This window comes from Candidatus Omnitrophota bacterium, assembly GCA_030695905.1.
In the GTDB taxonomy this organism is placed as follows: Bacteria; Omnitrophota; Gorgyraeia; order 2-01-FULL-45-10; family 2-01-FULL-45-10; genus CAZHPY01.
Genome location: JAUYOL010000029.1, coordinates 1 through 26,604 on the forward strand (window position 1 = coordinate 1; position 26,604 = coordinate 26,604).

Annotated in this window: 30 protein-coding genes and 1 tRNA gene; 2 read left to right on the top strand and 29 right to left on the bottom strand. The window is 42.2% G+C overall.

The window, feature by feature from the left end; genetic code table 11:
• The 12 genes from Q8R38_04450 to recG all read right to left on the bottom strand — a co-directional run.
• Positions 1-139 (bottom strand): GTP-binding protein (locus Q8R38_04450; GenBank protein ID MDP3791276.1); only part of this gene is annotated, 139 nt, incomplete at its 3' end.
• A 35-nt stretch (positions 140-174) separates the two neighbouring features.
• Positions 175-250, bottom strand: a tRNA-Thr gene (locus tag Q8R38_04455).
• 170 nt (positions 251-420) lie between these two features.
• Positions 421-1,833 (bottom strand): peptidase MA family metallohydrolase, encoded by a 1,413-nt coding sequence (locus tag Q8R38_04460; protein ID MDP3791277.1) that lies wholly within the window; start codon positions 1,831-1,833, stop codon positions 421-423.
• The gene (gene fabD / locus Q8R38_04465) at positions 1,830-2,756 is read right to left on the bottom strand and encodes an ACP S-malonyltransferase (protein ID MDP3791278.1); all 927 of its coding nucleotides are present in this window, start codon (positions 2,754-2,756) and stop codon (positions 1,830-1,832) included. Before fabD ends, Q8R38_04460 begins: the two co-directional genes overlap by 4 nt.
• Positions 2,744-3,736: a beta-ketoacyl-ACP synthase III gene (locus tag Q8R38_04470; protein ID MDP3791279.1), complete on the bottom strand. Its 993-nt coding sequence runs from the start codon at positions 3,734-3,736 to the stop codon at positions 2,744-2,746. Before Q8R38_04470 ends, fabD begins: the two co-directional genes overlap by 13 nt.
• 5 nt (positions 3,737-3,741) lie before the next feature.
• Positions 3,742-4,731, bottom strand: coding sequence for a phosphate acyltransferase PlsX (gene plsX / locus Q8R38_04475; protein MDP3791280.1), 990 nt, complete (start codon positions 4,729-4,731; stop codon positions 3,742-3,744).
• A gap of 18 nt (positions 4,732-4,749) precedes the next feature.
• Positions 4,750-4,950 carry a 50S ribosomal protein L32 gene (rpmF, locus tag Q8R38_04480; protein ID MDP3791281.1) on the bottom strand — a complete coding sequence of 67 codons (201 nt, stop codon included), beginning with the start codon at positions 4,948-4,950 and terminating at the stop codon, positions 4,750-4,752.
• A gap of 9 nt (positions 4,951-4,959) precedes the next feature.
• A complete protein-coding gene (locus Q8R38_04485) occupies positions 4,960-6,054 on the bottom strand; it encodes an acetate kinase (protein ID MDP3791282.1) in 1,095 nt (364 codons plus the stop codon).
• 7 nt (positions 6,055-6,061) lie between these two features.
• Positions 6,062-7,045: a phosphate acetyltransferase gene (gene pta, locus Q8R38_04490; protein MDP3791283.1), complete on the bottom strand. Its 984-nt coding sequence runs from the start codon at positions 7,043-7,045 to the stop codon at positions 6,062-6,064.
• The gene (coaD, locus tag Q8R38_04495; GenBank protein ID MDP3791284.1) at positions 7,042-7,545 is read right to left on the bottom strand and encodes a pantetheine-phosphate adenylyltransferase; all 504 of its coding nucleotides are present in this window, start codon (positions 7,543-7,545) and stop codon (positions 7,042-7,044) included. Before coaD ends, pta begins: the two co-directional genes overlap by 4 nt.
• On the bottom strand, positions 7,532-8,095 hold the full coding sequence (gene rsmD, locus Q8R38_04500) for a 16S rRNA (guanine(966)-N(2))-methyltransferase RsmD (GenBank protein ID MDP3791285.1): 564 nt from the start codon (positions 8,093-8,095) through the stop codon (positions 7,532-7,534). Before rsmD ends, coaD begins: the two co-directional genes overlap by 14 nt.
• Before the next feature lie 73 nt (positions 8,096-8,168).
• Positions 8,169-10,298, bottom strand: a complete 2,130-nt coding sequence (gene recG / locus Q8R38_04505; protein ID MDP3791286.1) for an ATP-dependent DNA helicase RecG — start codon at positions 10,296-10,298, stop codon at positions 8,169-8,171.
• A 76-nt stretch (positions 10,299-10,374) separates the two neighbouring features.
• Here recG and rpmB point away from each other — a divergent pair, with 76 nt between their 5' ends.
• Positions 10,375-10,608, top strand: coding sequence for a 50S ribosomal protein L28 (rpmB, locus tag Q8R38_04510; protein ID MDP3791287.1), 234 nt, complete (start codon positions 10,375-10,377; stop codon positions 10,606-10,608).
• Between the two features lie 166 nt (positions 10,609-10,774).
• A complete protein-coding gene (locus tag Q8R38_04515; protein MDP3791288.1) occupies positions 10,775-11,326 on the top strand; it encodes an XRE family transcriptional regulator in 552 nt (183 codons plus the stop codon).
• A 15-nt stretch (positions 11,327-11,341) separates the two neighbouring features.
• On the opposite strand, the gene Q8R38_04520 is transcribed toward Q8R38_04515, so the two are convergent.
• The 17 genes from Q8R38_04520 to Q8R38_04600 all read right to left on the bottom strand — a co-directional run bounded on the left by Q8R38_04520 (position 11,342) and on the right by Q8R38_04600 (position 26,578).
• The gene (locus Q8R38_04520) at positions 11,342-11,581 is read right to left on the bottom strand and encodes a hypothetical protein (GenBank protein MDP3791289.1); all 240 of its coding nucleotides are present in this window, start codon (positions 11,579-11,581) and stop codon (positions 11,342-11,344) included.
• A gap of 225 nt (positions 11,582-11,806) precedes the next feature.
• Positions 11,807-13,096 carry an HD domain-containing protein gene (locus Q8R38_04525; GenBank protein MDP3791290.1) on the bottom strand — a complete coding sequence of 430 codons (1,290 nt, stop codon included), beginning with the start codon at positions 13,094-13,096 and terminating at the stop codon, positions 11,807-11,809.
• 59 nt (positions 13,097-13,155) lie between these two features.
• Positions 13,156-13,521, bottom strand: a complete 366-nt coding sequence (locus Q8R38_04530) for a response regulator (protein MDP3791291.1) — start codon at positions 13,519-13,521, stop codon at positions 13,156-13,158.
• A gap of 12 nt (positions 13,522-13,533) precedes the next feature.
• A complete protein-coding gene (locus tag Q8R38_04535; GenBank protein ID MDP3791292.1) occupies positions 13,534-13,905 on the bottom strand; it encodes a response regulator in 372 nt (123 codons plus the stop codon).
• Position 13,906: 1 nt separating this feature from the next.
• Positions 13,907-16,054 carry an ATP-binding protein gene (locus Q8R38_04540; GenBank protein MDP3791293.1) on the bottom strand — a complete coding sequence of 716 codons (2,148 nt, stop codon included), beginning with the start codon at positions 16,052-16,054 and terminating at the stop codon, positions 13,907-13,909.
• A gap of 18 nt (positions 16,055-16,072) precedes the next feature.
• Complete coding sequence (locus Q8R38_04545; GenBank protein MDP3791294.1) at positions 16,073-17,536, bottom strand: NAD(P)/FAD-dependent oxidoreductase; 1,464 nt, start codon at positions 17,534-17,536, stop codon at positions 16,073-16,075.
• Positions 17,529-18,740 carry a beta-ketoacyl-[acyl-carrier-protein] synthase family protein gene (locus Q8R38_04550; protein MDP3791295.1) on the bottom strand — a complete coding sequence of 404 codons (1,212 nt, stop codon included), beginning with the start codon at positions 18,738-18,740 and terminating at the stop codon, positions 17,529-17,531. The genes Q8R38_04545 and Q8R38_04550 overlap by 8 nt, the downstream gene beginning before the upstream one ends.
• A 2-nt stretch (positions 18,741-18,742) precedes the next feature.
• On the bottom strand, positions 18,743-18,997 hold the full coding sequence (locus tag Q8R38_04555; GenBank protein ID MDP3791296.1) for an acyl carrier protein: 255 nt from the start codon (positions 18,995-18,997) through the stop codon (positions 18,743-18,745).
• Positions 18,998-19,735: a 3-oxoacyl-[acyl-carrier-protein] reductase gene (gene fabG, locus Q8R38_04560; GenBank protein ID MDP3791297.1), complete on the bottom strand. Its 738-nt coding sequence runs from the start codon at positions 19,733-19,735 to the stop codon at positions 18,998-19,000.
• Positions 19,725-20,840: a shikimate dehydrogenase gene (locus tag Q8R38_04565; GenBank protein MDP3791298.1), complete on the bottom strand. Its 1,116-nt coding sequence runs from the start codon at positions 20,838-20,840 to the stop codon at positions 19,725-19,727. Before Q8R38_04565 ends, fabG begins: the two co-directional genes overlap by 11 nt.
• Positions 20,833-22,074 (bottom strand): beta-ketoacyl-[acyl-carrier-protein] synthase family protein, encoded by a 1,242-nt coding sequence (locus Q8R38_04570; GenBank protein ID MDP3791299.1) that lies wholly within the window; start codon positions 22,072-22,074, stop codon positions 20,833-20,835. Before Q8R38_04570 ends, Q8R38_04565 begins: the two co-directional genes overlap by 8 nt.
• Before the next feature lie 73 nt (positions 22,075-22,147).
• On the bottom strand, positions 22,148-22,342 hold the full coding sequence (locus Q8R38_04575) for a helix-turn-helix domain-containing protein (GenBank protein MDP3791300.1): 195 nt from the start codon (positions 22,340-22,342) through the stop codon (positions 22,148-22,150).
• Positions 22,343-22,514: 172 nt separating this feature from the next.
• Positions 22,515-22,793 (bottom strand): hypothetical protein, encoded by a 279-nt coding sequence (locus tag Q8R38_04580; GenBank protein ID MDP3791301.1) that lies wholly within the window; start codon positions 22,791-22,793, stop codon positions 22,515-22,517.
• Positions 22,794-22,816: 23 nt separating this feature from the next.
• Positions 22,817-23,494 carry a transposase gene (locus Q8R38_04585; protein MDP3791302.1) on the bottom strand — a complete coding sequence of 226 codons (678 nt, stop codon included), beginning with the start codon at positions 23,492-23,494 and terminating at the stop codon, positions 22,817-22,819.
• A gap of 108 nt (positions 23,495-23,602) precedes the next feature.
• A complete protein-coding gene (locus tag Q8R38_04590; GenBank protein MDP3791303.1) occupies positions 23,603-24,058 on the bottom strand; it encodes a hypothetical protein in 456 nt (151 codons plus the stop codon).
• Positions 24,055-26,097 (bottom strand): hypothetical protein, encoded by a 2,043-nt coding sequence (locus Q8R38_04595; GenBank protein MDP3791304.1) that lies wholly within the window; start codon positions 26,095-26,097, stop codon positions 24,055-24,057. The genes Q8R38_04590 and Q8R38_04595 overlap by 4 nt, the downstream gene beginning before the upstream one ends.
• The gene (locus Q8R38_04600; GenBank protein ID MDP3791305.1) at positions 26,090-26,578 is read right to left on the bottom strand and encodes a hypothetical protein; all 489 of its coding nucleotides are present in this window, start codon (positions 26,576-26,578) and stop codon (positions 26,090-26,092) included. The genes Q8R38_04595 and Q8R38_04600 overlap by 8 nt, the downstream gene beginning before the upstream one ends.
• Positions 26,579-26,604: the final 26 nt, after the last annotated feature.

Here is a 26,604-nt window from a genome sequence, read left to right on the forward strand (position 1 = left end):
AGCTCTTAGCGGTTGCTTTGCCCTTCTTAGCAAGAGTTGCAAGGATAGATGCTGTCAAAGTAGTCTTACCATGGTCGATATGACCTATTGTACCTACGTTAACGTGCGGCTTACTCCTTACAAATTGTTCCTTTGCCATAACTCCCTCCCCCCTTTAATTCTAAAAAACTTTTTTGGAGCCCACGATCAGAGTTGAACTGATGACCTCATCCTTACCAAGGATGCGCTCTACCGACTGAGCTACATGGGCACCGTCTTTAAAGCACATCTTGTATCTGGTAGTGCTCCTAATGAATACAAAAACTCTCCTACCTCGAGTTATTTGTAAAACTCTCTATGTCTCTATCTTAAGCTAACTGTTTATTTATTAAAAACGAGGTGCTTATTATAACAAAAGAGGGGTTTTTGTCAAGGAAAATTTTAAAAATATTTCTCCATGGCATAATCACGCCAATTTTTCTCAAACTCTCCTTCGGAGATGAGGAATTCGTCATCTATGGCATTTGCTATGTGCTGCTTGCCAGCCAGTCTTTTTAACACGCCCTGCAGCCCCTGCATGCCCCAGTTGTTCACTATAAAATCAACAAGTGTATACGAAAGTATATAACACAACGCCTTGTCTGCGGTTATCTCGTCCGTCTTAAAACTTCCATCCAAAAACTTAAAAGAGATCTCCGGGACTTTTTTAATTTCAACCGTGATTTTCCTAACATCAGTTTTTTCTTTTTTAAACTCTTCCCATACCGCTATGCCCTCACTAAGCCATGTGGGACAATTGTTCTTCGTCTTAGCTGAAACTATCGCGTGCGTATATTCATGGTATATATACGTCGCGAATTTTTCTCTATCGAGATAATTCTGCGGAGCCGGCATCTTTATGCTGCCGTCATAAAATGCCTTTACAAAATACGGCGTCTTGAAAGTGTTCACAAAATCCTCTTTCGAATAAAAGAATATCTTAGTTTTAGCTTCGGGAAAATAACCCAGGTCCTTGCCGATATCGACATAGGCTTTTTCAAGCGTCCTTGCCGCCAACTCCTTATCTATAGGCAGGTCTTTCGTATATCTTATTTCAAAGTGCGTGATCTCCGACTCTTTCTCCCTTGCTGCCAGCGCCATCTCTTTTCCGATCTTCCCCATTTTTTCCGATAAGGCAACATTGTTTGGGTTAAGAGACATAGCCATATGCCAGTAATAACGCGCTTTCTTTAATTCCGCGCGTTTATAATACATATCGCCCAGCATCTCAAATGTCCGGGCTTCCTTATATATTGTAGAAGACTCCTTAAAACAAAGGATAGCGATATCTTCCCTTCCGGATCTAAATTCGTCGACTCCGTCATTATATAACATGACTCCCAGATTACGGCTCACTGCGGGCGATTCTGATGCGTATTGTATGGCTTTAGCGTAGTTATTCTTAGCCTCGGCCAATGCCCCTTTTCCCGCTTCATGCAGCGCTTTTTCAGAATAGGCAAATGATAGATTCTGCATAGTGCTGGAATTCGGCGTCACGTTATATGCTTTTTCCAGATACATAATAGCTTCGTCGTGCTTATCTTCTTTGGCAAGGACACCTGAATACATCGAATATGCCCATACGAGGCTGGATTTTATGGCGTCGTTCCCGGGAGAGGATTTATACGCTCTTTCAAAATATGTGATGGCTTGGACATGCCTGCCCTTATCCAGAAGCTCTTCGCCTTTTCTTACATATTCGAAAGAGCCCGTCAGCTTCCGCGGGAAGAGATTAAAAACAAATATCGACAGAATTATTGAAATTATGACAACGAGGAATATCAGTATCGTGAGTTTTGACCCGGATGCCTTCATGAAACGGGCACTTGAACTAAATCTTGGGCTGTGCCGAAATTTTTGACTTCGAGCTTAGGGTCTATCTTCTTCAATAAGCCTTTCAGGACCTGTCCGGGCCCTATCTCGAGAAAAGTATTGATGCCGGAACTTGCGACCAATTTTATCGATTCTTCCCAAAGGGTCTTCGAGTTGACCTGCTTTATCAAATTATCCTTTATCTTAGCAGGATCCGTCTGGGGTTGGGCGTCTACATTACTTACAAAATTTAACTTTGGCGCGGAAAATTGCGCTTTATCTATATAGTCTTTTAATTTGTCACGCGCGCCCGTCATCAAAGACGAGTGAAAAGGGCCGCTCACGTCCAGCATGATTACTCTCTTCGCGCCCTTATCTTTAGCAAGGCTTGCCAGTAGCTCTACATTGTTGGCCTTTCCGGAAATTACTACCTGGCCCGGACAATTAAGATTGGCGATTTCACAGCCTAATCCTTTGCATAATTCTTCGACGGCCTTCACTTCCATGCCGAGCACGCATGCCATCTTGCCCGGATTCTTCTTCGACGCGTCTTCCATGAACTCCCCGCGTTTCCTTACCAGGACGAGCGCGTCTTCAAATGTCATACAGCCTGCCGCAACCAGCGAAGTATATTCTCCGAGGCTTAAGCCAAGACTAAATTTTGGGGTATACTGACTAAAAAAAGATGATGACTCGTAAGCGCGCAATGCGGCGATGCTCGTTGTAAGTATAGCCGGTTGGCTATTGGATGTTGTTGAAAGCTCCTCTTGAGGGCCTTCGAAACATAATTTCTTAATATCGACTTTTAGGATTGAGTTAGCTTTTTCGAATACTTCTTTTGCGGCGGGAAAATTATCGTATAAATCCTTACCCATCCCGACAGATTGCGCGCCCTGGCCCGGAAAGATATAGGCTACTTCGACCATTCTATTACCATCGCTCCCCACGTTAAGCCGCCGCCGAAAGCATCGAGAACTATCTTATCGCCCTTCTTTATAAGGCCTTTCTTTTCCGCTTCGGCCAACGCAACGGCACTCGAGGCCGCCGACATGTTGCCGTATCTTTCCAAGTTCAGGTATATCTGATTGCTCTTAAGTCCCATCCTCTTTGCCGCGGCGTTTAATATCCTGGCATTAGCCTGATGCGGTATTACAAGTTTTATGTCTTCGGCTTTTAGGCCAAGCGGAGTTGTCGCGCCAAGCGCCGCGTCGGCCATTATCTTTACCGCGTGCTTAAATAGCTCTGAACCGTTCATCTTTATGAAGTGTAAGCCTCCTTCTACCGTCTCTTTGGTCGCGGGGATCTTCGATCCGCCGGCAGGAAGCTTTATCAGGTCGCCTTCATTGCCGTTTGCACCCAGCGATATCGATAGTATGCCGCCTTCTTCTACCGGGCCCAAAACAGCCGCGCCGGCGCCATCACCAAACAATACACATGTAGAGCGATCGCTCCAGTCCGTAATAGCCGATAATTTTTCGGCGGCTATGACCAGCGCGTGCTTATATGTCCCAAGGCTTATGAATTGGCTGGCTATCGCCAGGCCATATATAAAGCCGGAACACGCCACGCTTACATCGAATGCCGGCACTTGTCTCGCGCCAAGTTTTGACTGCACCACACAAGCTGTAGCCGGAAAGAACATATCCGGAGTTATAGTAGCGACTATGATAAGATCTATGTCTTCGATCTTAAGTTTTGCGTCTTCGAGCGCCACTTTCGCGGCTTTCACCGCCATGTCGCTTGTCGCCTCATCGGCGCTGGCGATGCGCCGCTCTTTTATGCCTGTGCGCGTAAATATCCACTCGTCGGTCGTATCGACCATCTTCTCGAGTTCTTTATTGGTAAGCACCCTATCCGGAACATACATCCCAAGCCCGATTATACCCGCTTTTTTCTTTTCACACATATTTATTAATAGCTCTCCAATTCTTCCAGTATGTGCTTATTCACATCCTGCTTCACAAATTCCGCCGCCGTTCTTATGGCGTTCTTTATCGCCTTGGATGAGGAGGAGCCGTGGCTTATTATACAACGGCCGTCAACACCCAACAGCGGCGCGCCGCCTCTCTCCGAATAATCCATCTTCTTCTTTAATTCGGCAAATGCCGAATGGGACAATACAGCGCCTATAGTGGCCAGAAAATCCGCTTTTATCTCCTGCTTCAACGACGTCATTATAGTTTCCGCTATGCTCTCCGAGATCTTCAAAATTACGTTACCGACGAACCCGTCGCAAAGTATGATGTCGACTGTTCCCGCGTAAACATCGCGCCCTTCGATGTTGCCCGAAAAATTGAGCTTGGATTCGCTTAGGAGAGTGTGCGATTCTTTTATGAATTCCGTCCCCTTAGACTCTTCTTCCCCGACATTAAGCAATCCGACCGTAGGATTTGTTTTGCCCAAAATATATCGCGAAAAAGCGTCCGCCATTATGCCGTATTGAAGCATATGAATAGGCTTAGCCGCTATATTCGCCCCCACGTCTATTATGACCGATGTACCTTTAAGCGTCGGTATTATGATAGCTATACCGGGACGCTCTATCCCCGGCAATAAACGCAAAGATAGCGTTGCCGCGCAGACAACGGCGCCTGTGTTTCCGGCGCTGACGAACGCGTCACCCTGATCTTTTTTGAGCATATCCAGGCCTACAACTATCGAAGAATCCCGTTTGCGCCTTACAGAAAGCGCGGCCGGATCATGCATATCTATAACTTCCGAGGCATGTTTTATTATAAGCTTATCTGAAGAAAAACCGTGCTTGGTTATCTCGGCCTTTATACGCGATTCGTCTCCGACCAATATAACTTCGTTGCCATATTCCTGTATGGCATGTATCGCGCCTTCAACCTCAACCATGGGAGCATTGTCGCTGCCCATCGCATCAAGTACAATCTTCATGCGTAAACTCCTTCTTTACTACTTCTTTTTTTCTTCTTTCGTCTCAATGATAACTACGGGCCTGCCCTTGTAGTATCCGCAGTGCAAACATACTTTGTGCGGAGGCGTCGGTTTTTTGCACTGAGAACAGATAGATAGATTCGCCGCGAATAGCTTGCTATTCATCGACCTCCTCTTATCGCGTCTGGACTTGGAATGTTTCCTTTTAGGTAATGCCATTTAATCCTCCTATTTACTTATTATCTCGTACGTGTCTCTTGCTATCAAGAGCTCTTCATTGGTCGGTATCGTCAATATCCTGGTCCTCTTCCCGACCACATCTTTTAAATCTTTTTTGACGCGGCTTACTATCCAGGGATTATGCTCGCCTATCCCGGCAGTGAATACTATCGCGTCCAAACCCTTCATCGCCGCCTGGTACGCGCCGATATATTTTTCTATCCTGTAAATGAACATCTCGAGGGCCAGCTTCGCGCGTCCGGCTTTCCGATCTTGCCCTTTCGAAACTTTTAATAAATCCCTCATGTCGTTGCTCTCGCCGGAAATTCCCAATAGCCCGCTCTCTTTATTCAAAATATCGCTTATCTGATCGGGTGTTAAACTCTCTTTCTTCATCAGATAAAATACAACGGCCGGATCGAGGTCTCCCGAGCGCGTTCCCATTAAAAGGCCTTCCAGAGGCGTGAAGCCCATGGATGTATCTACGGACTTACCCTTATCCACCGCTGTCATGCTGCAGCCGTTACCCAGATGACATGTAATAATTTTGAGGCTGTTTAAAGGCTTTTTAATCTGCTTTGCGGCATCCAGCGCCACATATCTGTGGCTCGTCCCATGAAATCCGTATTTTCTGATACCGTATCTTTCGTAATATTTATATGGAAGGCCGTATAAAAACGCCTTATCCGGCATCGTCTGATGAAACGATGTATCAAATACGGCTACCTGGGGTATCCCTTTTAATATATCCAGACACGCTCTTATCCCTAAAAGCGACGGAGGATTATGAAGAGGCGCAAGCTCGCTATATTTTTCTATAGACGCGATAACTTTGTCGGTAATAAGCGTCGAGCTCTTAAACTCTTCGCCGCCATGGACAACGCGGTGTCCGACGCCGGCAATCTGGTTCGTAGAAGATATCGCTCCCGTGTCTTTGTCCGTCAGCGCTCGGACTATCTCGCCTATCGCGTCATAATGATTCGCGCAATTCCCGGGTTGGCCTATACGCTCTATCAGGCCCTTTGCCAAAGAACGATAATTTTTTATATCAAACAGCTGATACTTCGCTGAAGAACTTCCGCAATTAATGACCAGTATAAGCATCTTCTCTTTAAGCCCTTACCGCTGTGACCGCTACAGCGTCCACGATATCTTCGGCGCTGCAACCCCTGGACAGATCACTGCATGGTTTTCTGAAACCTGTGAGAAGCGGCCCCACTGCCCTGGCATTGGAAAGCCTCTGCGTTAATTTATAGGATATATTTCCCGAATCCAGATTCGGGAATATCAATACATTAGCATTGCCCGCTACAGGATTGTCGCCGCATTTTATCTTCGCGATTTCCGGCACTATGGCGCTGTCGGCCTGGAATTCTCCGTCTATCAATAAGTCGGGGGCTATCTCCTTTGCCCTGCTGACAGCTTCTCTAATCTTGTCAACGAGCTCACCTTCCGCGCTGCCTTTACTTGAATAGCTTAAGAACGCCACTACCGGCCTTTTGCCCACCAGCTTTTGAAACAAAGTAGCGGACGCTACCGCTATGCCCGACAACTGCCGCGCGTTGGGCTGCGGGTTGACTCCGCAATCCGCGAATATAAAAGTGCCGTTTTCGCCATAAGGACAATTCGGCACTTCCATAAGAAAAGCGCCTGACACTACGGCTATCTCCCTGTCTATGGTAAGGCAACGCAGCGCGGCGCGTATAACATCGGGTGTCGTGTGATTAGCTCCGGCGACAAAACCATCGGCCACATCATTTCTGACGAGCATCGCGCCAAACGTAAGATAATCAGTCAATATAATATTTTTTGCCTCTTCGGGCGTCATCCCCTTTATCTTGCGCAGTTCATAGTACTCATTTGCCATCTTCGCCGCGTCCTTATAAGTCGCGGGGTCTATCACCTCTACAAGATCCCTGTTTTTGGACTTTATGCTTTTTCTCACCGACTCATCGCCGATCACGACGAGCTTCGATATTTTTTTATCAAGAATAATCTCAACCGCGTCCATCGTCCTTTCGTCATTGCTTTCGGGGAGGACGACTCTCTTCAGATTCTTCGAAGCCTTTTCTCTTATTTTTTCCAGGATACTCAATTTTTTCTCTCTCTTCTTTCCAGTTTCTTCTTTAACAAAACCTGCACTTTGTCCGGAACAAAATTCTTCACATTCGCGCCCAGCGCCGCCGCTTCTTTTATCAGCTTGCTCGATATGTAGGAATAGGATTCATTAGGCATCATGAATATAGTCTCGATATCTTCGGACAATTTTCTATTGGTAAGCGCCATCTGAAACTCATATTCGAAATCCGATATCATGCGTATTCCCCGTATCATCACATTCGCGCCCTTGCGCTTAACATAATCCACAACCAGCCCTTCAAAATCATCCAGGACTACATTATCCATGCCTTTTACCGCGTCTTTGATCATAGAGACCCTCTCTTCAACGCTAAAAAGGGGCGACTTCTGCTTATTGTGGGCTACGGCTATTATCACTTTGTCGAATATCTTTGCGGCCCTTTTGATTATATCAATGTGGCCATATGTGACAGGATCGAATGTGCCGGGGTAAACTGCTATATTAGATTTCTTCATTAATTTTTCTTAAAATTGTGACAACGGTGTCGCCGTATCTTCGTTCATCCAGAAAAAGAAGGCGCTCAAGCTTCACATCGAGCGCATCTTTCTTAAAGTGCTCTATGATAACCAGCCCAACGGGCGATAATATATCATAAGAATCTATATTAATCAAGCAATTTTTAGCCATCCCCTTGTGATATGGCGGATCCAGAAATATTATATCAAACCTATCTTCACCCCTGGCAAGACGCGGCAGGACGCTTAAAGCGTTGGCCTTCATAATATCATATCGGCAGTGATCAACGCCCAGCGACTCAAGATTGGCGCCTATTGTCTGGGCGCAGCGAAAGTTATTGTCAACAAAAGTTACGCTCCCTGCCCCGCGCGAGATCGCCTCTATACCGAAAGCTCCGCTTCCCGCGAATAGCTCCAACACATTCTTTCCATTAATATCACCCAGGATATTGAATATCGCCTCGCGCACCTTGTCCTGGGTGGGCCTTATCTCAACGCCCTTAGGCATCATAATGGATCTGCTCCTATATTCACCGCCGATAATTCGCATAGCTATCAATCCCTCATCTTCTAACCAGGTTAGACGCGCAGATTTCTCCGATACTAACCTGGTTAGAACACAATCATCCTACCCTTATCAATTCCAGCTTTCCTTTAAATCTATCGCCCAGAGCCTTCTTTAAACCTTTATGGTGATCTTCTTTGAAATTCGGATCCCTCTCGACCAACGCGAAAGCTTCTTTCCTGGCCGCCTCCATTATATCAAAATCTTTCGTTATATTGCCAAATCTTATTTCCGGCAGGCCGTGCTGTCTGGTACCGAATAACTCTCCCGGCCCGCGCAGATCCATATCTATCTCGGCTATTTCGAATCCATCGAGAGTTCCTTCTATCGCCTTCAATCTTTCTATCGCGGCATCGGTCTTGGGATTAGATAATAATACACAATAAGATTCATGCTCGCCCCTGCCTATTCTGCCGCGCAGCTGGTGAAGTTGGGACAGTCCAAACCTTTCGGCGCTTTCTATAAGCATCACGGTGGCATTTGGAATATCAATGCCTACTTCTATAACTACCGTCGATACCAGGACTTGAATTTTACCCTTTTTGAATTCCTTCATTATCTTATCTTTTTCCTTAGAATCCATCTTCCCATGCAATAGGCCTACTTTGTAACTTGTAAATACCTCGCCGCTTAATTTTTCAAACGTATCAATAGCACTTTGCGTACACCGCCGCGGTGCCATATTGTTTTCCGCGATCCCACCGCGGCGGTGGGATTCTATAATCGGACACACGACATACGCCTGCCTGCCCTTATCAAGCTCCTCTTTTATGAACCCATATATCTCTTCGCGCTTATCTTCCTCGACCCAGTAAGTTACTATAGGTTTGCGTCCCTTCGGCAATTCTTTTATTATTGATATATCAAGGTCGCCATATACGGTCAAAGCCAGTGTACGCGGTATCGGCGTCGCCGTCATCACCAGGACATGGGGGTTGTATCCTTTGTTTCGCAGTATCGCTCTCTGCTGGACTCCGAATTTGTGCTGTTCATCTATAACAGCAAGGCCGAGCTTTTTAAATCCAAGCCCTTCCTGTATTATCGCGTGTGTCCCCACCACAATATCAACAGCGCCTTCCTTTATCCGGGAGTACATGCCCTGTCTCACTTTAGCGTCTATACCGCCCACCAATAGCGCTATATTTATCCCAAGCGGCATCAGAAGTTCGCTTAATGAGATAAAATGCTGCCTCGCCAATACTTCCGTTGGCGCCATCAATACACTCTGAAATCCATTCTGCGCGGCCAATGTAAGCGCGTGCGCCGCGACTACCGTCTTGCCGCTTCCCACATCGCCTTCAAGGAGCCTGTTCATAGGTTTGCCTCTCGACATATCCCGCTCGATATCGGCAATCGCCTTTTTCTGTCCATCGGTCAATTCAAATGGCAGCCTCTCTTTAAACGCTTCCGACAAAGCTCCGCTTATTATAGTATGGCCGAGCATTGAACTTTCCGCGGCCGCGCCTTTTTTGCGCAGCGCCAGCGCCAATTGCAGGGCTATGAATTCTTCGAAAACTATCCGCTTGTATGCCTTTTCAAGCATCGTAAAATTAGCCGGGAAGTGGATATTCCTTATGGCAAATTTTATATCTACAAGCTTTTCCCTAGCGATCATATACGTAGGTAATTTTTCAACCAGCAATCTCGCGTGTTCTTCAAGCGTCTTAAATATGAGGCTGCGCAGAAATTTTTGCGTAAGCTGCTCCGTCAATGTGTAGACAGGAACTATCCTACCCATATTAAGACTAGAAAAAATAGGGACTGTCCCCTCCTCCAACACCTCATACTCCGGCTGCGTTATCTGCAATTTATCATAGCGCTCTACCCTGCCATAAAGCACCACCTTGTCGCCCTTTTTGAGCATATCCCTTAGATAAGGCTGATTAAACCATACCGCGTGCACTATTCCTGTGGCATCGCTCACAGCTACCTGGAATATCGGCATGCCTGCCCTGCTCGTCCTTGATCCAGAAACGACTATCTCACCCTGGACGACCTGGCTCTCGCCTATCTTTAAGTCTTTGATGGGGATTATGCTCGAGCGATCCTCATATCGCCTGGGAAGATAATAAAGGATGTCTTCTATTGTATTGATGCCTATCTTGGAAAGAATTTCACTCTTTTTGGGGCCGACACCTTTTATGTAACGCACCGGCGTCTTGATATTACCAAAATTTTTCTCTTGCATATAAAATGTGCCTATGTTAATATCTTATCTCACTTATTACACCGCGGCGGTGTAATTAAACAAATGGAGTACTCAAATGTCTAAAATTTGCGAAATATGCGGCAAAAAACCCGTAGCCGGAAGAACCATTAAGCGCCGCGGTCTGGCTAAGAAAAAAGGCGGTGTCGGTCAAAAGATAACGGGTGTAACCGCGCGACGTTTCCTGCCTAATCTAAAGATCATCCGGGCAATCATGAGCAATGGTTCCACAAAAAGGATCCAGGTTTGCGTAAAGTGCCTCAAAGCCGGTAAAGTCAAAAAAGCAGTATAATTCTAACACAATTCACTGATCCGCGTCAATTCAATCACGATTGACGCGGATTTTGTTTTTATCTAAAAATCAATCCGATATTGACAAAACGTCAAATCGCATGTATACTTATGGTTATATTTGTAGGGCACCTTTAAAGGTGCCCTACTACAGATTGGACTAATTTATGAATTTAGGCGGTACAATTAATAAGCTGCGAAAAGAAAAGAAGATGACTCTCGTGGAACTTGCCGAGAAGTCGGGCGTCGCGCTGGCTACTTTGAGCCGCATGGAAAACGACAAGATGACCGGCACTCTCGAATCTCACATGAAGATCTGCGAGGCGCTGGGCGTCCCCTTGCCAGAGCTATATAAGAATCTATATGCCTTTAAGAAAGCGGTAGATATATATACGAAAAAATCACCTGCAGAAGTATTCGCCCACGATAAGAAGTCGTCCGAAGAGATACTGGCATCGAAGGTCTTGAGTAAAAAGATGATGCCGGTTCTTATAAAAATACATAAAAATGGCAAGACTCATATAGCAGAAGCAAAGCCTAACATCGAAAAGTTTCTATATGTTCTCGAGGGCAAAATAGAGGTTAATATAGGTGAAGAAAAATACAATTTGATGAAGGGCGATACATTATATTTTGAAGCGTTATCATCTCATTTTTTCAGGAATCTCAGCAACCAAGAGTCTCGTCTGCTTTGTATAATTTCCCCACCCCTGCTTTAAGCCAATCATGCTCGATTATCTTGTCAGATCCCACCTCGCGTTATAATCCGATAGGATGAGTTTTGCCTTAGTGGCATGAATATCACTCTCACGCACTTCTCTTTCAAACGCACCTTTCCTAAATACGGTGTCTATGGCTTTCGAATGATTGCCATCTCTTACATGAGCATGTATTTCCTCAGCTGTCGTTTTTGCTTTCACTGTAAATAAGTAGCTCTGAGCTGGGCTATTTTTGATTACAATCAATATCTTCATTTTGTAATCACCTTCTTTCCTTGCTACGTTATTTTAGCTTGGCAATTACAAAGTATATCACATCGCACTAGTTTGGCAAGTTCTAAGTTTTTGTTTACCTTACTTTTTAAAAATATTTAATTATGTAACTCTATTATTTACAATGTATTATAGAATGTTAGTAAGATATTAAAAAATGTGGATTTTGTTTATAAATCTAAGAATTTGTTTTATTAACCAATATTATCATTTGCGGTTATTGAGGATATTGCCCTTTTGGTAGGCTAAGAAGAAGGCGCTGACAATTACGGGATCGAATTGTGTGCCGGATTTTGATTTTAATTCTTGGAGGGCTTCTTCAGATGACTTCTTTTTGCGATATGGCCTCGTTGTAGTCATGGCATCGAAAGCGTCCGCTACAGCGATAATACGCGCTATCAACGGTATATTATTCCCTATTAATCCATCAGGATAACCCGATCCATCATAACACTCCTGATGATGACGCACTTCCTTAGCTACATCACTAAGCTCCTTGATAGGGCTTAATATTGTAGCCCCTATAATAGAGTGCTTCTTTATCTCTTCGAATTCCTCAGGAGTAAGGCGGCCATTTTTACTCAATATATAATCAGGAATACCTATCTTACCTACGTCATGAAGAGAACCCGCTATCTGAAGTGTTTCTCTGAAGTTCTTATAATTTGAGACTTCGGGCACTCCGTCGAGCTCTTTTGCTATGGCAAGACAGTAGTTGGTAACTCGCTCTGTATGTCCGTGAGTATAAGGGTCTCTCGCGTCTATGGCTGCTGCCAGAGCAATAGCGGTATGTATGAATATCCTGTGCTCTTTTATATATAACTCTTTTATCTCCTCTACCCTTTGTTGAAGATTTTCTATGAGCTGGGCATTGGCTATAGCCATCGCCGCGTCATTGGCAAGAGTTACAAAGAATCCCATCTCTTCGCGGCTGAAATTTTCTCCACTTATTTTTTCCCCAAGAACCAATACTCCGAGTAGGTCCCTTTTAAAATAACATGGGACACACAATACCGCTTTTAATAGATCCATCTGCCGCTTTATCGCCAGAAGATTGTCATACAGATCTGGCTGAAGCTCCAATATGTTCCTATTGCGTAAACCGCATATGATGTCACTGTAATTAAGTATTCCTGATTCAGAAATAAAGAAGCTATTCTTTTCATCGAATATACGGATTAAAGGATTATCGGCGGTAAGACGTACAAATCCCACGGGTATCTTTAGGCCTGTTGTGCCCTTGGAATCTATTAATATATAAGACTTCTTCTCTTCTTTATATAAGAGCACGGCGGTATGCATTATTTTAAGCTGCTCATCGATTGTCTTAACTATCATCTTGATAAGATGCTCCGGCTTCTTAAACCTTATCATAGTTCTCGAAGCAGCTTCCAGAAACGCCTGATAGTCCTGTTTTTGGACTACCCCTTCTTTAGGCATCTGGGTATTAAAAAGATTAGGATTGCCAAGCGGAGCTATACCACCCTGTTGGTCCATCAATTTCTCTACGAACCAGCCTTGGATTTTGCCCCAACTTGGTGTCTTTTTGTGTGTACTCATAACGCTACTTTCAGGTTTCTGCCTACAGCTTCCTCAAGATAATCCAATACCAGCGGTTTTGTTATATAGTCTACCGCGCCTAACTTGTAGGCCTCGCGCATCTTATCCTGATCTTCAAGAGCTGTGACCATTATTATCTTTACGGATCTATCCAATTCCCTTATATGCTTCAATGCGGCCAATCCATCCATGCCCTTCATCTTTATATCCAGAAGTATAAGATCGGGTTTCTCTCTCTTAGTTATTGAAAGAGCTTCATCAGCATTCAGAGCGGTAAGCACCTGAAAACCTCTCTCTTTAAAAAAGGTCTTCACAAAATCACATATATCTACTTCATCATCTACCACTAATATCTTATGCATATATAATTACCTCTATCCATTAGCCGCTTTGTTTACTATATCTTCGAGGTCCTTCAGCGACGCTATTGGTTTATCCAGGCATGCATAGGCGCCCATCTTAATCAATCTCGCCTTTGTTTTACCGCCGTCATCATAAGCTGTAATAAATATTATTTTTGGGGCCGGTCTCATAGAATTTATAAGTGTTAATACTTCATCTCCGTCTATGCCCGGCATCTTTAAGTCCATAAGGACAACATTTGGTTTTTTTTCTTTAACCAATTCTATGCCCCTTGCTCCCCTAATGGCTACTTCTATATCATAGCCCCTGGGCACAAAGTAGTTCTGGAGCAAGTCTATAAATTCTGCTTCGTCATCTATCGCTACTATCTTAGGCTTTATCAAATTAAACCCTGCTTTCTTGCGTTACGGGAACTGGGAATTCCACGGTGAATGTCGTGCCTTCACCTACCTTTGTCTCTTTAAGATATATTCGCCCGCCATTCTTCTCCACAACCTGACGCACAATGAATAAACCAAGCCCTGTGCCCTTGCCCGGATCTTTCGTAGTAAAGAAGGGGTTGAATAATTCTTTTAATTTATCCTCCGCGATACCAGAACCCGTATCTTTAATATCAATATATACTGTATTGTGATCGTGCTTTGCCGATACAGTAATCTTCCCCTTTTCGCCGATTGCCTGTCCAGCATTACGAATCAAATTAAATAAAACCTCCTGAAACTGCTTTCTGTCAACTAAGATATTAGGTAGCTCTGTTGCTATATGTTTTTCAAATTCTATCTTTTCCAGTTTTAATTCATAGCCTACTAACCCAAGGACATCGTCAACCTCTTTATCAATATTTACCATCTCAGCCTCGCCTCGTGCCGGCTTTGCGAAGCTCGATAATTTCTTAGTTATAGCAGTTGCCCTGTCAGTCTCTTTTATAACCTTTGCCATGATGTCTTTTGCTTTATTAAGAAGCTCCTCTTCGCTCTTATCATTATATAGCCCATCCTTTATGTTTAATAAAAATGCCTCGCACTGACCTCTTGCTATGCCGAGAGGATTACATATTTCATGATTTATACCGGCTGATAATGTCCCTATGACTGCCATCTTTTCATTCTGCGCGGCTTCAGCCTGTGTCTTACCGAGTTCGTCGAATAACCTTGCATTAGAAATGGCTATTGCAAGAGTTCTTGCCAAAGGCAGAAGTATTGCAAGATCATCCTGTGTATAATCTTCATCTGATTTCTTCTTGCCTAATGCCAATATACCCATAATCTCACTATGCAACATCATAGGTATAATGAGTTCGGCATTTAATTTATTTATTATTTCCTGTATAGACGGTGGTACATAAACCTTTCTTTCGATGAGCTCTTTTTTCAATAGATAACCTTGGGTTTGCTCTAAAAATGTCACTACGCCATCTGGCCTTATCAGCGTTACTTGTGTATCCTTTATATTTCGCGATGCCATAACATTAAATCGCTGTTTTGCTTCATCAAATAACAGTACGGCGCAAGAGCTTACTTTTACTATATCCGATAACTTATCAACAGTAAGATTAACCAGCTTATCTAAATTGACGACTGTTAATACTTCGGCGGTGAATGTCTTTAGCAGCTCCCTATAATCATATTTTTTCTGGAAGAGGTACTTGTCTGTGATATTTATAAGAAAATTCTCAATTCGTCTCAAAGAAAGTATAATTATTACTCCACTCAATGTTAAGCCAAGTAACTTACCGCCAGAGCTTGCACCCCTAAATATATATTCTTGAACAAGTAATGTGGGCAATATAACGATTGCGAAAACTGAAGCAAGAAGCCCTGCAAATACAAGGGTCTTTTTTATAACCACTTCTATATCCATCAATTGATGTCTGACTATGGCGTAAGCGGTTATTGCTACATACATAAAGATAAATATATAGCCCAACGGAAGGCTCCCTAAACCAAACCATGGAAGCCAGTCCGTGACTGTAAAAATTGTAACAAAGAATGCTAAGAATAAATATTTCATCTGCATATATCTTCTTTGCAACATTTGCGATCGTTTAGTTTTATAATAGAAAAAAAGGTAAAAAATACAAGAATTGAATACGATAAGGAAATATGTTAAGAAGAGAGGGAAAAGTATACCAGCTTTTGGATAAAACCCCCATGAATAGAAACGCAGATCTGCTGCTATATAATTTGTAGCATAGAGAAGGACTGCAAAAGAAGTGCTAACAACGTAAAATAAGCGCAACAATATTTGGCTAGTTCTGGATTTGATTTCAAGAAAAGACATCAAGAAGTGATATAAAAATACGGGTATAAAAATGACCCCAAGAAATCCTAGCCGCATAAAATTCAATGCTTTAGCATAATCATTTGTTGAATACATAATACTATAAGAATAAAGCCATAAAAATGTTGCAAAATCGGCAAGGAAAATTGTCTTATTTATTAAAGATTTTTTATTGTTAAAGAAAATAAAAATACCTATTAACAGTGCGCCGATTGAAATAATATTAACAGATAATAAAAAAAATAAATTCATTTTATTTATCCAATCTCATTAAGCATATGATAAGGCAACATCGCTTTCCTTATTTAAAACCTTGGCATTATTCAAAATATGTAGTGCTGCAAGCCTACCTGAGAGACAAACCCTGGTTATGCCTGAACCATGTGGCGTCCAGTGCCCTACTAAAATCAGATTACTAAATGGAGTTAATTGAGGAATATTGTTTCCTAATGTTGATTCCCACCCATAAGCTGCACCTTTCGAATTTCCCGTATATCTTTCGATAGTTATTGGTGTTGCATTAGATCTGACTATGATCTCTTTATTTAACCCAGGGAAAAGAACCTCCATTTTTCTTAAAATTTCCGTTTCAATTTTTTCTCTATGATTACTCCAGAACTTAATATTTTTATAGGGAGCTAATGTCATTATGCAGATATTTTCCATTCCAGCCGGAGCTAGCGAACTATCTTTTGAGGATGGGCTAGAAATCAAAAATCCTTGCTCTAAATTTACAGCCTTATCATTACGCAAATCAGAATAATAATTATTTATGTCGATAGTTCCACAATACCATATTTTTCCTATATTTTTTTTAAGAATATTGGTTTTATTTGCCAACCCTAAATAAATCAAGAAAGCAGACAAAGATATGCTTAGCTTTTCCATCTTTTTTAAATACTTCTTAGGCATATTTTCTTTATTCAGCAATTTATAAAATAAAGCATGAGGAGAACAGTTAGCAACTACTAATTTTGACTTGAACATAACTTTTTTAGCAGTTGTTGTCTCGCACATTTTGCTATCTTTTATTTTTACACTAACAACTTCATCGGATAATTTTAATTGTCCCCCATATTTAATAAATCTTTTTTTTAACGCATCTGGAAAGCTTTGTATGCCTCCACGAGGATAATATCCACCATCAAGCACATATTCTTTATATAGAAGAATCGCAACAAATGCTGGTATTGTATCTGCTGGCATTCCTGCACTTCCTAAAAATAGACTTAATATATTTTTTATACTTTCGGATTTAAAATACTTATTAAGTAACTTCAGAAAAGTCATATTTTTCGTTTCATAGTACAGGGTGGAAAAAGAACTTTTTGTAATATAATTAAAAAAAAGCTTTACATTTTTTCGTTCATTTGGAAATGTAGTAGAAAAGCTATCGATAGTATACTTAATATCTCTATCAATAGTTACACTTGACGATGACCCAATTACGATATCAGTTATTTCTGGTCTTTTAATATCTACAAATTCTGATAAATTATGATCCAAAATAACCTTGCCTATGTTTCCATTTTCTGAGCAGCCCCCCAGAGAGAAAACTGCTGCATCGAATTTAAAACCTTTTTTTAAGAATGACGTGCAGCACCCTCCCACAAAATCATTCTTCTCTATAATCAATACTTTCATTCCTCCCTTTGCTAAATAGCAACCGCAAACTAGCCCACCTATGCCTGCCCCAATTATAACTACATCATATTTATCGGAAAGTTTATTCATATTTCCTTAACACCAAGCATGCGTTATTACCACCAAAAGCTAAGGAATTATTTAGCACACTTTTTAACTTTTTTGTTTTTGCCTTATTAGGAACACAATTGATGTCGCACTCTGGATCAGGCACATGTAAGTTAATGGTAGGGGGTACTATTTTGTCTCGCAAAGCTAAACAACACGCAATAGCTTCTAATGCGCTAGCGGCTCCCATTGTGTGGCCAAGCATAGACTTAATGGAACTTACCGATATTTTTTGAGCTTGCTCACCAAATACTGTTTTTATAGCCTGGCACTCTGCCTTATCGTTCGATGGCGTACCTGTTCCATGGGCACTTACATAATCCACATCTTCAATTTTCACATTACTATTCTTTATGGCTCGTTTCATTACTTTTATCATGCCTTCTACACTTGGTGAGGTCATATGATTTGCGTCGCAACTCAAACCATATCCCTTTATTTCGGCATAAATGTTGGCATTTCTTTTTTTTGCAGAGTCAACGTCCTCTAAAAATAATACGCCTGCACCCTCACCCAGCATCATTCCCTTTCTATTTTTATCAAATGGTTGACACATGTCGGGTGCCATAGCAAATAGACGATTGAATCCTGTAAAAGCTATCCTTGAAAAAGGATCTGAACCACCAGCTATGACTAAATCTATGGCTCCGGTACGAATAAGATCAAAACCCTGTCCTATGGCGTAATTGCCTCCCGAGCAAGCCGTAGGAATGACAAGCGAGATACTGCTAAATCCGAAAAATCTTGCCACATTGTCTGAAATCGCATTGCCGGGATATTTAGACACGGTCAGCCCCCACACATCTTCTTCGCCTAGCGCCGTCCAATGCTTGTCTGCTTCTTCTATCATGCCACCTTCACCCATTGTTGTCCCTAGCACTATAGCTATTTTTTTATTCTTATAATCTGACATGTTTAATTTAGCGTCTTGGAATGCCATCTTCGTAGCTGCTATAGCAAATTGAGATGCTCGGGCTATGCCTTTTAGCTTATTTTTTGGAATAAACTGTGTTGGGTCAAAATTCTTTACTTCACCGCCTTTGTGAACAGGATAATCCGATGTATCGAATAACGTTATATCACTTATGCCGGACTTACCGGCTATAAGATTCCCCCAGAATTCGTCCTTGCCTATACCTATAGACGAAACAACACCTAAGCCTGTTACAACAACACGTCTTTTCATATTTATTTTTTTAAGAACTCTTTTACAATTTCAATAGTTTTGTTCAAAGTAGTAACTTTGGTCAAATTTTCTTCAGGTATTCTCAATTTATATTTCTTTTCGATAGAAGCTAATATTTCCAACGCCATCATTGAATCCATACCCAAATCTTCTACAAAATTAGCATCTGGCGTTATTTTATCCGGCTCTATCTCAACTATTTCTGCTATGATATCCCTGATCTCAATCTCCAATTTTTTATTCTCTATTACGGGCATTTATATCGCTAAGCCTCCATCTACCTTTAAGACCTGCCCATTGATATAACTTGATTTTTCACTTGCCAGAAAAGTGGCAACCTTTGCCACCTCTTCCGGCTTTCCAAATCTGCCAAATGGGATCATCTTCAATAATTCGTCTTTTTGTTTTAAATCTTTTGTCATATCAGTATCGATAAAACCGGGTGCAATAGCATTCACCCTTATGCCGTACGGCCCAACTTCCTTTGCCAAAGATTTTGTGAGTCCTATCTCACCTGCTTTTGCGGCTGAGTAATTAGCCTGCCGAGGCATACCAACTACGCCTGATACAGAAGATATATTCACAATGACTCCGCTCTTCTGTTTCAACATTGAGACAATACAGGCTTTTGACATATTAAAATATCCGGTAAGATTAGTATTTATAACGTCAAGCCATTCGGATGGGTCCATCATCATTAACGCCTTATCTTTTGTTATGCCGGCATTATTCACTAGAATGTCTACCTTGCCAAACTTATTTATTGTCTCTTCAACTGTTCTTTTTGCTTCCTCGTACAATCTTACGTCGGCTTTAATTGCTTCGGCCTCGCCTTTAAGCTCTTTTATCTCATCTAACATTATCCCTGCAGATTCATCGCTCTTTAGATATGTAAATAATACTTTCGCGCCGTTTTGAATTAACTCAAAAACTATTGCCCTTCCTATGCCACGGGTTCCACCTGTAACAATCGCAACTTTATCTTTAAGCAGCATATGCTTTTTCTCTATTCCTTTCCGCATTCTTTCGTATATTATCTATGTCCTCATTGCTGTAAAATTTATAGCCGCAGAAATAATCTGCAAGAGTTACTCCATGCTTTGATGCCAACCTTTTAATTTCCTCAATCTTCCCTTCCGTTATATTGCCGCGCCCCAAAGAAAACGACTCAAATCTGTTTTCAAAAGTCAGCATTGCTGTTTCTGATATACATCCGTAGACACTTTGATTTGGCAATAGCTTAGCAGTAGTCTTATTTACAAAATCTTCGGGATAAGGAAACTTCGCTAACCCACCTTCAAATACAAATACATCATTTCTCAAATAAGCCACTTCTTTCGCAATATTAGCCGGAATGGCAACATCGCAAACTATTGCGCCGGGCTTTAAATTCATAGGATCTATAATTGTTGTCAACGCGCTAGTGGCGGTTAAAACAATATCTGCATCCTTAACCGCATCTTTTGTATATTTAAAAACTTGTGCACGCGCTCCCCCTGCACTTGTAATTGAATTTGCGAAGTCTTCGAGTTTTTTCTCATTGCGAGCGGCCATGTTAAGGCTTTTTACCTTTTTTGCAAGTATCATTGTACATATCGAACCAATATCGCCCGTTGCCCCAATAACTGCGACCGTAGCATCTTTCAAAGATAACCCCATAAATGAGGCTGCCTTGTATATACCTTCAAGGGCAAGTGCTGCTGTAAAAGTATTTCCGCTTGTTAATGGAACTGACACACGCCTTGAAAGAACTTCGCCCTCATTGCCAACAACTGACGTAAATGCCCCCAGGCCGACTATTTTAGCACCTTTTTTTTCGCAAAATTGAATCCCTTTTTCTATTAAATTTAGTACTTTTTCTTCACCAAGATACGCTATTTGGATAGGTAGGAGAGGCACTGCTGCCACGTCTGCACCTATCACAATATTCGAAGCAGACCTAATCCTATCAATGGATGTTAATTTGCGAGGTGGTAATTTTTCAGATATATTTTTTGCGATCCTCTGAGGCAATATTCTGGCTATTTTACCCCAAAAACCAAAATAATCATAAAAAGTTGCCATATCAATCGGATGAATTATAAACCCAAATCTATTCATACACCCCCACCGTTAACGTTGAGTTTGAACCGGTAGGGCTGAAGGAATTGACCAGCACATTCTTCACCCTGTTTTCCTGCGACTTGTTCGGCACATAATCGAGATCGCAGCGCTTGTCCGGCTGAATATAGTTGATTGTCGGAGGAATGAAACCTTCCTCAAATACACCTAATGAAGCGGCAAGATTAAGCCCGCCTGAAGCTGAAAAGCTTTCACCTATCATCGATTTGATAGAGCTTATCGGTATTAACTTGGCCCTACTGCCAAAAACATTCTTCACCGCGTTTGTCTCCATATAATCGCAGTCGAGAGTTGAATTGCCACTACCGCTGATATAGCCTATATCGCTCGTGCTTATCTTTGCGTCATCAAGACAATTTTTAATAGCTTCCGTAGCGCCTTCTGCTTTAGGACTATAGATATTCCTGCTCTTCGGATCAAAGCATGTGCCATAACCCAGGATCTCGGCATATATCTTGGCTCCCCGCGCTTTCGCATGTTCCAGCTCCTCTAATACTACTATAGAGGCGCCTTCGCCGAACATTATGCCGTTCCTGCGCTTATCATAAGGACAGTTGACCTCGATCTTACCTGGGCGGGAACCGGCCAGATGGCCTATCTTATGAAAACCTTTATATGTCTGCTCGCACATCTCTTCGACTCCGCCTGCAAGCACTACCTTATAATCATATAGCTCGAGCATATTCATAGCGTAATAGATAGCGTCTATACTTGAGCAAAATCCTGTCGAGATAGTGCTGCTGAACCCCTGTATGTTGAACCTTATATTAGTATGGCTTGCGGGTGAATTCATGACTGTATTAGAGAAGAGCGCTGGATTGACCGAACGCGGCCCGTTGCGTAAAGCTTCTTTATCAAATTCGCTTATGGACCAGACCGAACCCATCGTAGAACCCAGCGACACGCCAAATTCATCCGTCTCGGCCTCTGTAAGCGGATACTTTATACCGGCGTCATCGAGAGCAAGCTGTGCCGCGCAAAGCGTCAGTTTGGTCGTTCTATCCAGATTACGCAATCCTTTAACTCCCAAAATCTCCTCCGGTTTAAAATCGCTTATCTCTCCGCCCATCCGTGTCCTGCATGTAGAAATATCAAATAACGTTATCGGCTTCATCCCGGACCGGCCCTCTTTTAGCCCGTCCCAAAATATTCTCTTACCTATTCCCGTCGAGGCAAGCACGCCTAAGCCCGTAATTACTATACGCCTATCCATAATATGTCACACACAATTTGTCGGACAATTTGAAAGACAACAAAAAACCCCGCATTTTTATAAAATGCGAGGCTTACTTACTCCCGTTATTCTCTCTTGCTTCCTGTTCAGAGATCCATCTGTCGATGGTCGACTTCTTGAATCGCCAGTTGGCCCCTACCTTAAAACAAGGAAGCTTGCCTGCCTTTGCGTGCTTATATATAGTAACAGGCTTCATCCTTAAGTACGTGGCCACTTCCTGAACCGTGAAGACATTATCTTCTGGCATGTGTATCCACCACCTTTTGATACTAGTTATACTCTTTTGGTATAGACTAATATGCTTTTATACAGCTTTGTATAAAAGCGTACCCCTTTTTATAGAGGCGTAGTACAGTATACCTGATGTTTTGAATTTGTCAAGTGTTAGGAACTGAATTTTCGGGATTTTAGCGGGTAAATTAGGGATGTGGAGTAATTGCAAAGACAACAATCTCACCCTGCGTTTCCCCATAATAGAAGAAAATACGGTAAGCTGCCGGGGTATTTTGCTCGGCATATGCCTCGAAAACTTTTTCTCCTCCTGGACCGCACAGAGAAGTGTATGGGTGAGTTTGTAGGCCTGGATGCCGCGGATTGGCCACGAGGTACTTTAAGGCTTTAGAAACTGCCTTAAAGCGTTTCTCTGAATGAGCGGATTCTTTAAGCTCTTTTAAGTTTTTCTTTGCTTTAACGAAAATTAGGGACAGACACCTATTTCTAGTTACTTAGCTGTTCTCTTTGGCCTTCCTACCGGCAATGCATGTAGCTTCTTATCAAAGGTTTTCTCAAGTTTCTGAATGAAAGATACCCCTCCTAGCGGTCTACCTGTCATGGTATATTTACGAATAACAGCCACTTCATCCGGTTCATCGCTTTCCCCTATTAACTTTTCCCACTCCTTTTGTTTAACGTCGATATACTTGAATAAAGCGCTTGTATCGATAATATCATTATGCGAAACATCGGTATGGCTTCTGGCGCTTGACCAGCTATAATCAGCTGGGTTTTTCACTATCTTTACCCTGACAGGGTTACGCTCTACATATCTGGCTGTGGCGATAAGATGCCTTTCGTCAAGAACGCACGAATAGAACCTTCCTTGCCAGAGATGCCCGCAAGCCTTTATTTTCTTATTAAAATATTGAGAATATCTTGTATGCGCTATTCGGAATGTATTTGCCAGAGAATCCTCGCTCTCTGGTATCGCTATGAAATGGACATGATTATTCATAAGGCAATAGCTTAAAATAGTAAGGTGGAATTTTTTGCTATAGAGGGCAACGAGTTCAAGATATTCCCTACTATCGGCATCATCATTAAACACGATCTGCCGATAATTGCCCCGCTGAGTTATATGATGAGGGTAATCCGGAACTACTAACCGTGCTATACGTGGCATAGGGCAATACTACTACTAAGAATTTGATATGTCAATAAAAATAGGTGTCTGTCCCCTATTTCTTTTATATTTCCTAATGTTGCAAATTATTTTAAAATATTTTTATTTTTAAATAGAACTGACCTTTAATTTAACCATGCCACTATTATCCGTATGATCAAAATCGCTAACCCAAAATCTCACATTTTTATTCTCATTAAGAATAAATTTTAAAGAAGTTCCGCCTATATCCTCTTTTACAGCTGCAAGCGCCTCCCTTTCCGCCTCTGCTTGAGTATACACCGGAGGATTTGGTTCAAAATATATCGTTCCCATATTTGGACGATCCTGGTCTCCCTCCACATCCGTTCCTACGGCAATGCCGATCAACCAACGGTAGTTGGGGTTTATAGGATAAAAGAGCGCCATGGCACCGCCTTCTATAGTAACTATGTATTCACCTTTTTCTAAATCAAGTGTTACGCCATGCGGATCTTCGGCGGGTACAGTAATAGTCTCTTCAAAGGCAAGAAGACTCCCTGCCAGGAAAAATAATAATGTCGAAAGAACTATTATTCTGTTCATACACCCTCCGTTACTTCACCGTCCTGCGTCACAATGTAAATATTGCCTTTTGAGACTATTTTCCAATATGGATAAAAAGCCGAATTCGATATTTTTCCGGGTTCCCATACCAACTCCGAACATAACTCTTCATTCCTAAGATTTGGATATTTTAGCGTCAAAAGACCTATGGCTTTTTCTCTATTAATTTGAACGAATCGCGATGGCACCTCAACCCACGATGCTTCCTTGAAGCTACCATCCTGTGAATCTATTATAATAGCCGCATAGGTCAAAAACTGGCCGTCGACATATTTATCGAACGGAACCAGATAATAGAAGCAATTCTCTTTGTCAGAGCGCCTTACCTTAATAAAACTTCTTGCCTGAGCCCCATCAAAAGCACTTTTGAATTTCTCATCTGTCAATATCGCCGAATCTATTACCTTCTCCCAATCAATTTCTATCGGTTTTTCGCCGGCATTAAAAATAGAAATCGGATCCACCGAATAATCACAGTCTTTACTCACATCCCGTACACGGCTTTTAAGATTCACGACAAGCGCCGCATCGTAAATGTGTTTTTTCGCATTCATCATTCTTTTCTCAAGCGCGGGCAGATCGTTCGGAATGTTCGTGTTTATATCTTCAGCCATCGCTATAATTTTACGCGTTTCATCATTTATCTTTGGCGGCGATACATCAATCTCCGCTTCACTTTCCGCTTCCGGAGGTTCCGCTACGTGTAAATATTTTCCATTGTATCGATCAGAGGTCACAAGCGGACGCAGGTATGTATCTTGCGCGGTCTGCGCCGTTACGTATAGATCACGCCCTATACCTCCCGAGACCGGATCCGTAAGCCACAGGCCGTATACGGTAAAGTTTGGCGTATACCAGGGTCTCGTATGCGGCTCCGGTATTGGATCTTGGCTGGTTACGGCTCCGTTTACAACAATCCAATGGCTGTACGTACCATAGGCCGGTGTCACGACAGGCGTGTTTGGCCACATAGCGAGACTGCCATTGAGCCACCACTTGTCGATTGTCACAGGATATGCCATCCAATGAATAATATCCCTTAAATAATTATTAACGGCGCTGTTTTCAAAAATATCTACACTAAAATTATAGGCCGCATAGGCATCTCCCTGTCCAGTCGGATCATTTTTATCATAAGGGTCAAAATGACCCAAGGCGTAATCAATGGCGCGAGGATCCATTTCTAAAATAGCGGCGTTCTCCGTCCAATTATAAGGATGTCCATAATCATAGATATCGCCCTGCATCAATTCTCTCGCCACACCATTTCTTATATAATTCAATACAATCTGGCAGCATGCCGCGCCGCTATAGTGATTTTCTGTCATATCGTAATACGGGACTTTTAAATGTAGCATCCATCCTAAAAATACGTTAACACTATCAGTTCCTTCGTTACCCGCTTCATCATCAGCGGATACTGTAATTTTATTTTGACCACCTAAGATATTAACATTTGAAATCGAGAAGCTTCCATTTGGCTGTATCACAGGATTATAGATATCGCCTTCCACTTGCACCTCTATGTTTTTTATACCAGAGACCGTATCGCTAACCATCCCATCAATGATTATGGTTCCTTCGCTAAAAGAAACTTCATCGGATGGACTAACTATTTTTACGGACGGAGCCGATTTGTCCAACTTAATACCCGCAAGCGTATTATGCGGTAGTTCCTCATTGCCGGTCCTATCCACACTCCAGTATTCCAGCGTGTTATTAGCTCCTTCCGTAGAAATCATAGGCTGCCCCACAACGTTGACATTTTGCACTGTGCCATTGTTAACTTTATAATACGTACCTGCTATGCCCCCGACACCATTAGAGGCTGTTAAAATAATTACAAAATCATTATTATGCCACAGGTTGTCATATGCGGCTTGTGTTTTTGGTGCGGCAGTACCAATTTCAACTTTTACGCTTATGATACTTATTGAACCGGCCCATACGCAAGATACCGCCAGTACGCAGGATAAAAGCAATACTATAAATGTCTTTTTAATAATTGCGCTAATCATGCTCGAGCTTTCCTATGCTAAAAAGCAATTTACTCTTAAGTCCTATGCCCAACGACCCGCCTGTCGTATAAGAAAATATAAATACGTGAAACTTCCGTCCAATATATCCTTTGTTGTAGGGTATACTTATCATAATGTCCGTTTCGGCTGAGTCATTTGGCTCCACGCTAAACTGATTTTTCTCCAGCCTTATCCAGCCAGAGTCCGGTATAGCTTCATATCCTTCCTGAATCTCACCAGGATTGGGAATCACGACTTCTATCTTAAGATTTATCTTTTTATCGCTCTCATTCTTGATCACAAGAGGAAACTTTGAATCCCTGCGCATACTGTATGTCGTTCCGATAGGGATATTCTCCAGTATAACTTTGCCAAAACCCGTCCGTAGGCCATCCGCGTGAGATGGCCCGACAGGACAGATTATGACAATGGTGAAAATAAAAACACTCACCCTGTATAGCATTTTAAAAAAATTTGCCATCAATACCCTATAGCTTTACCACCGCT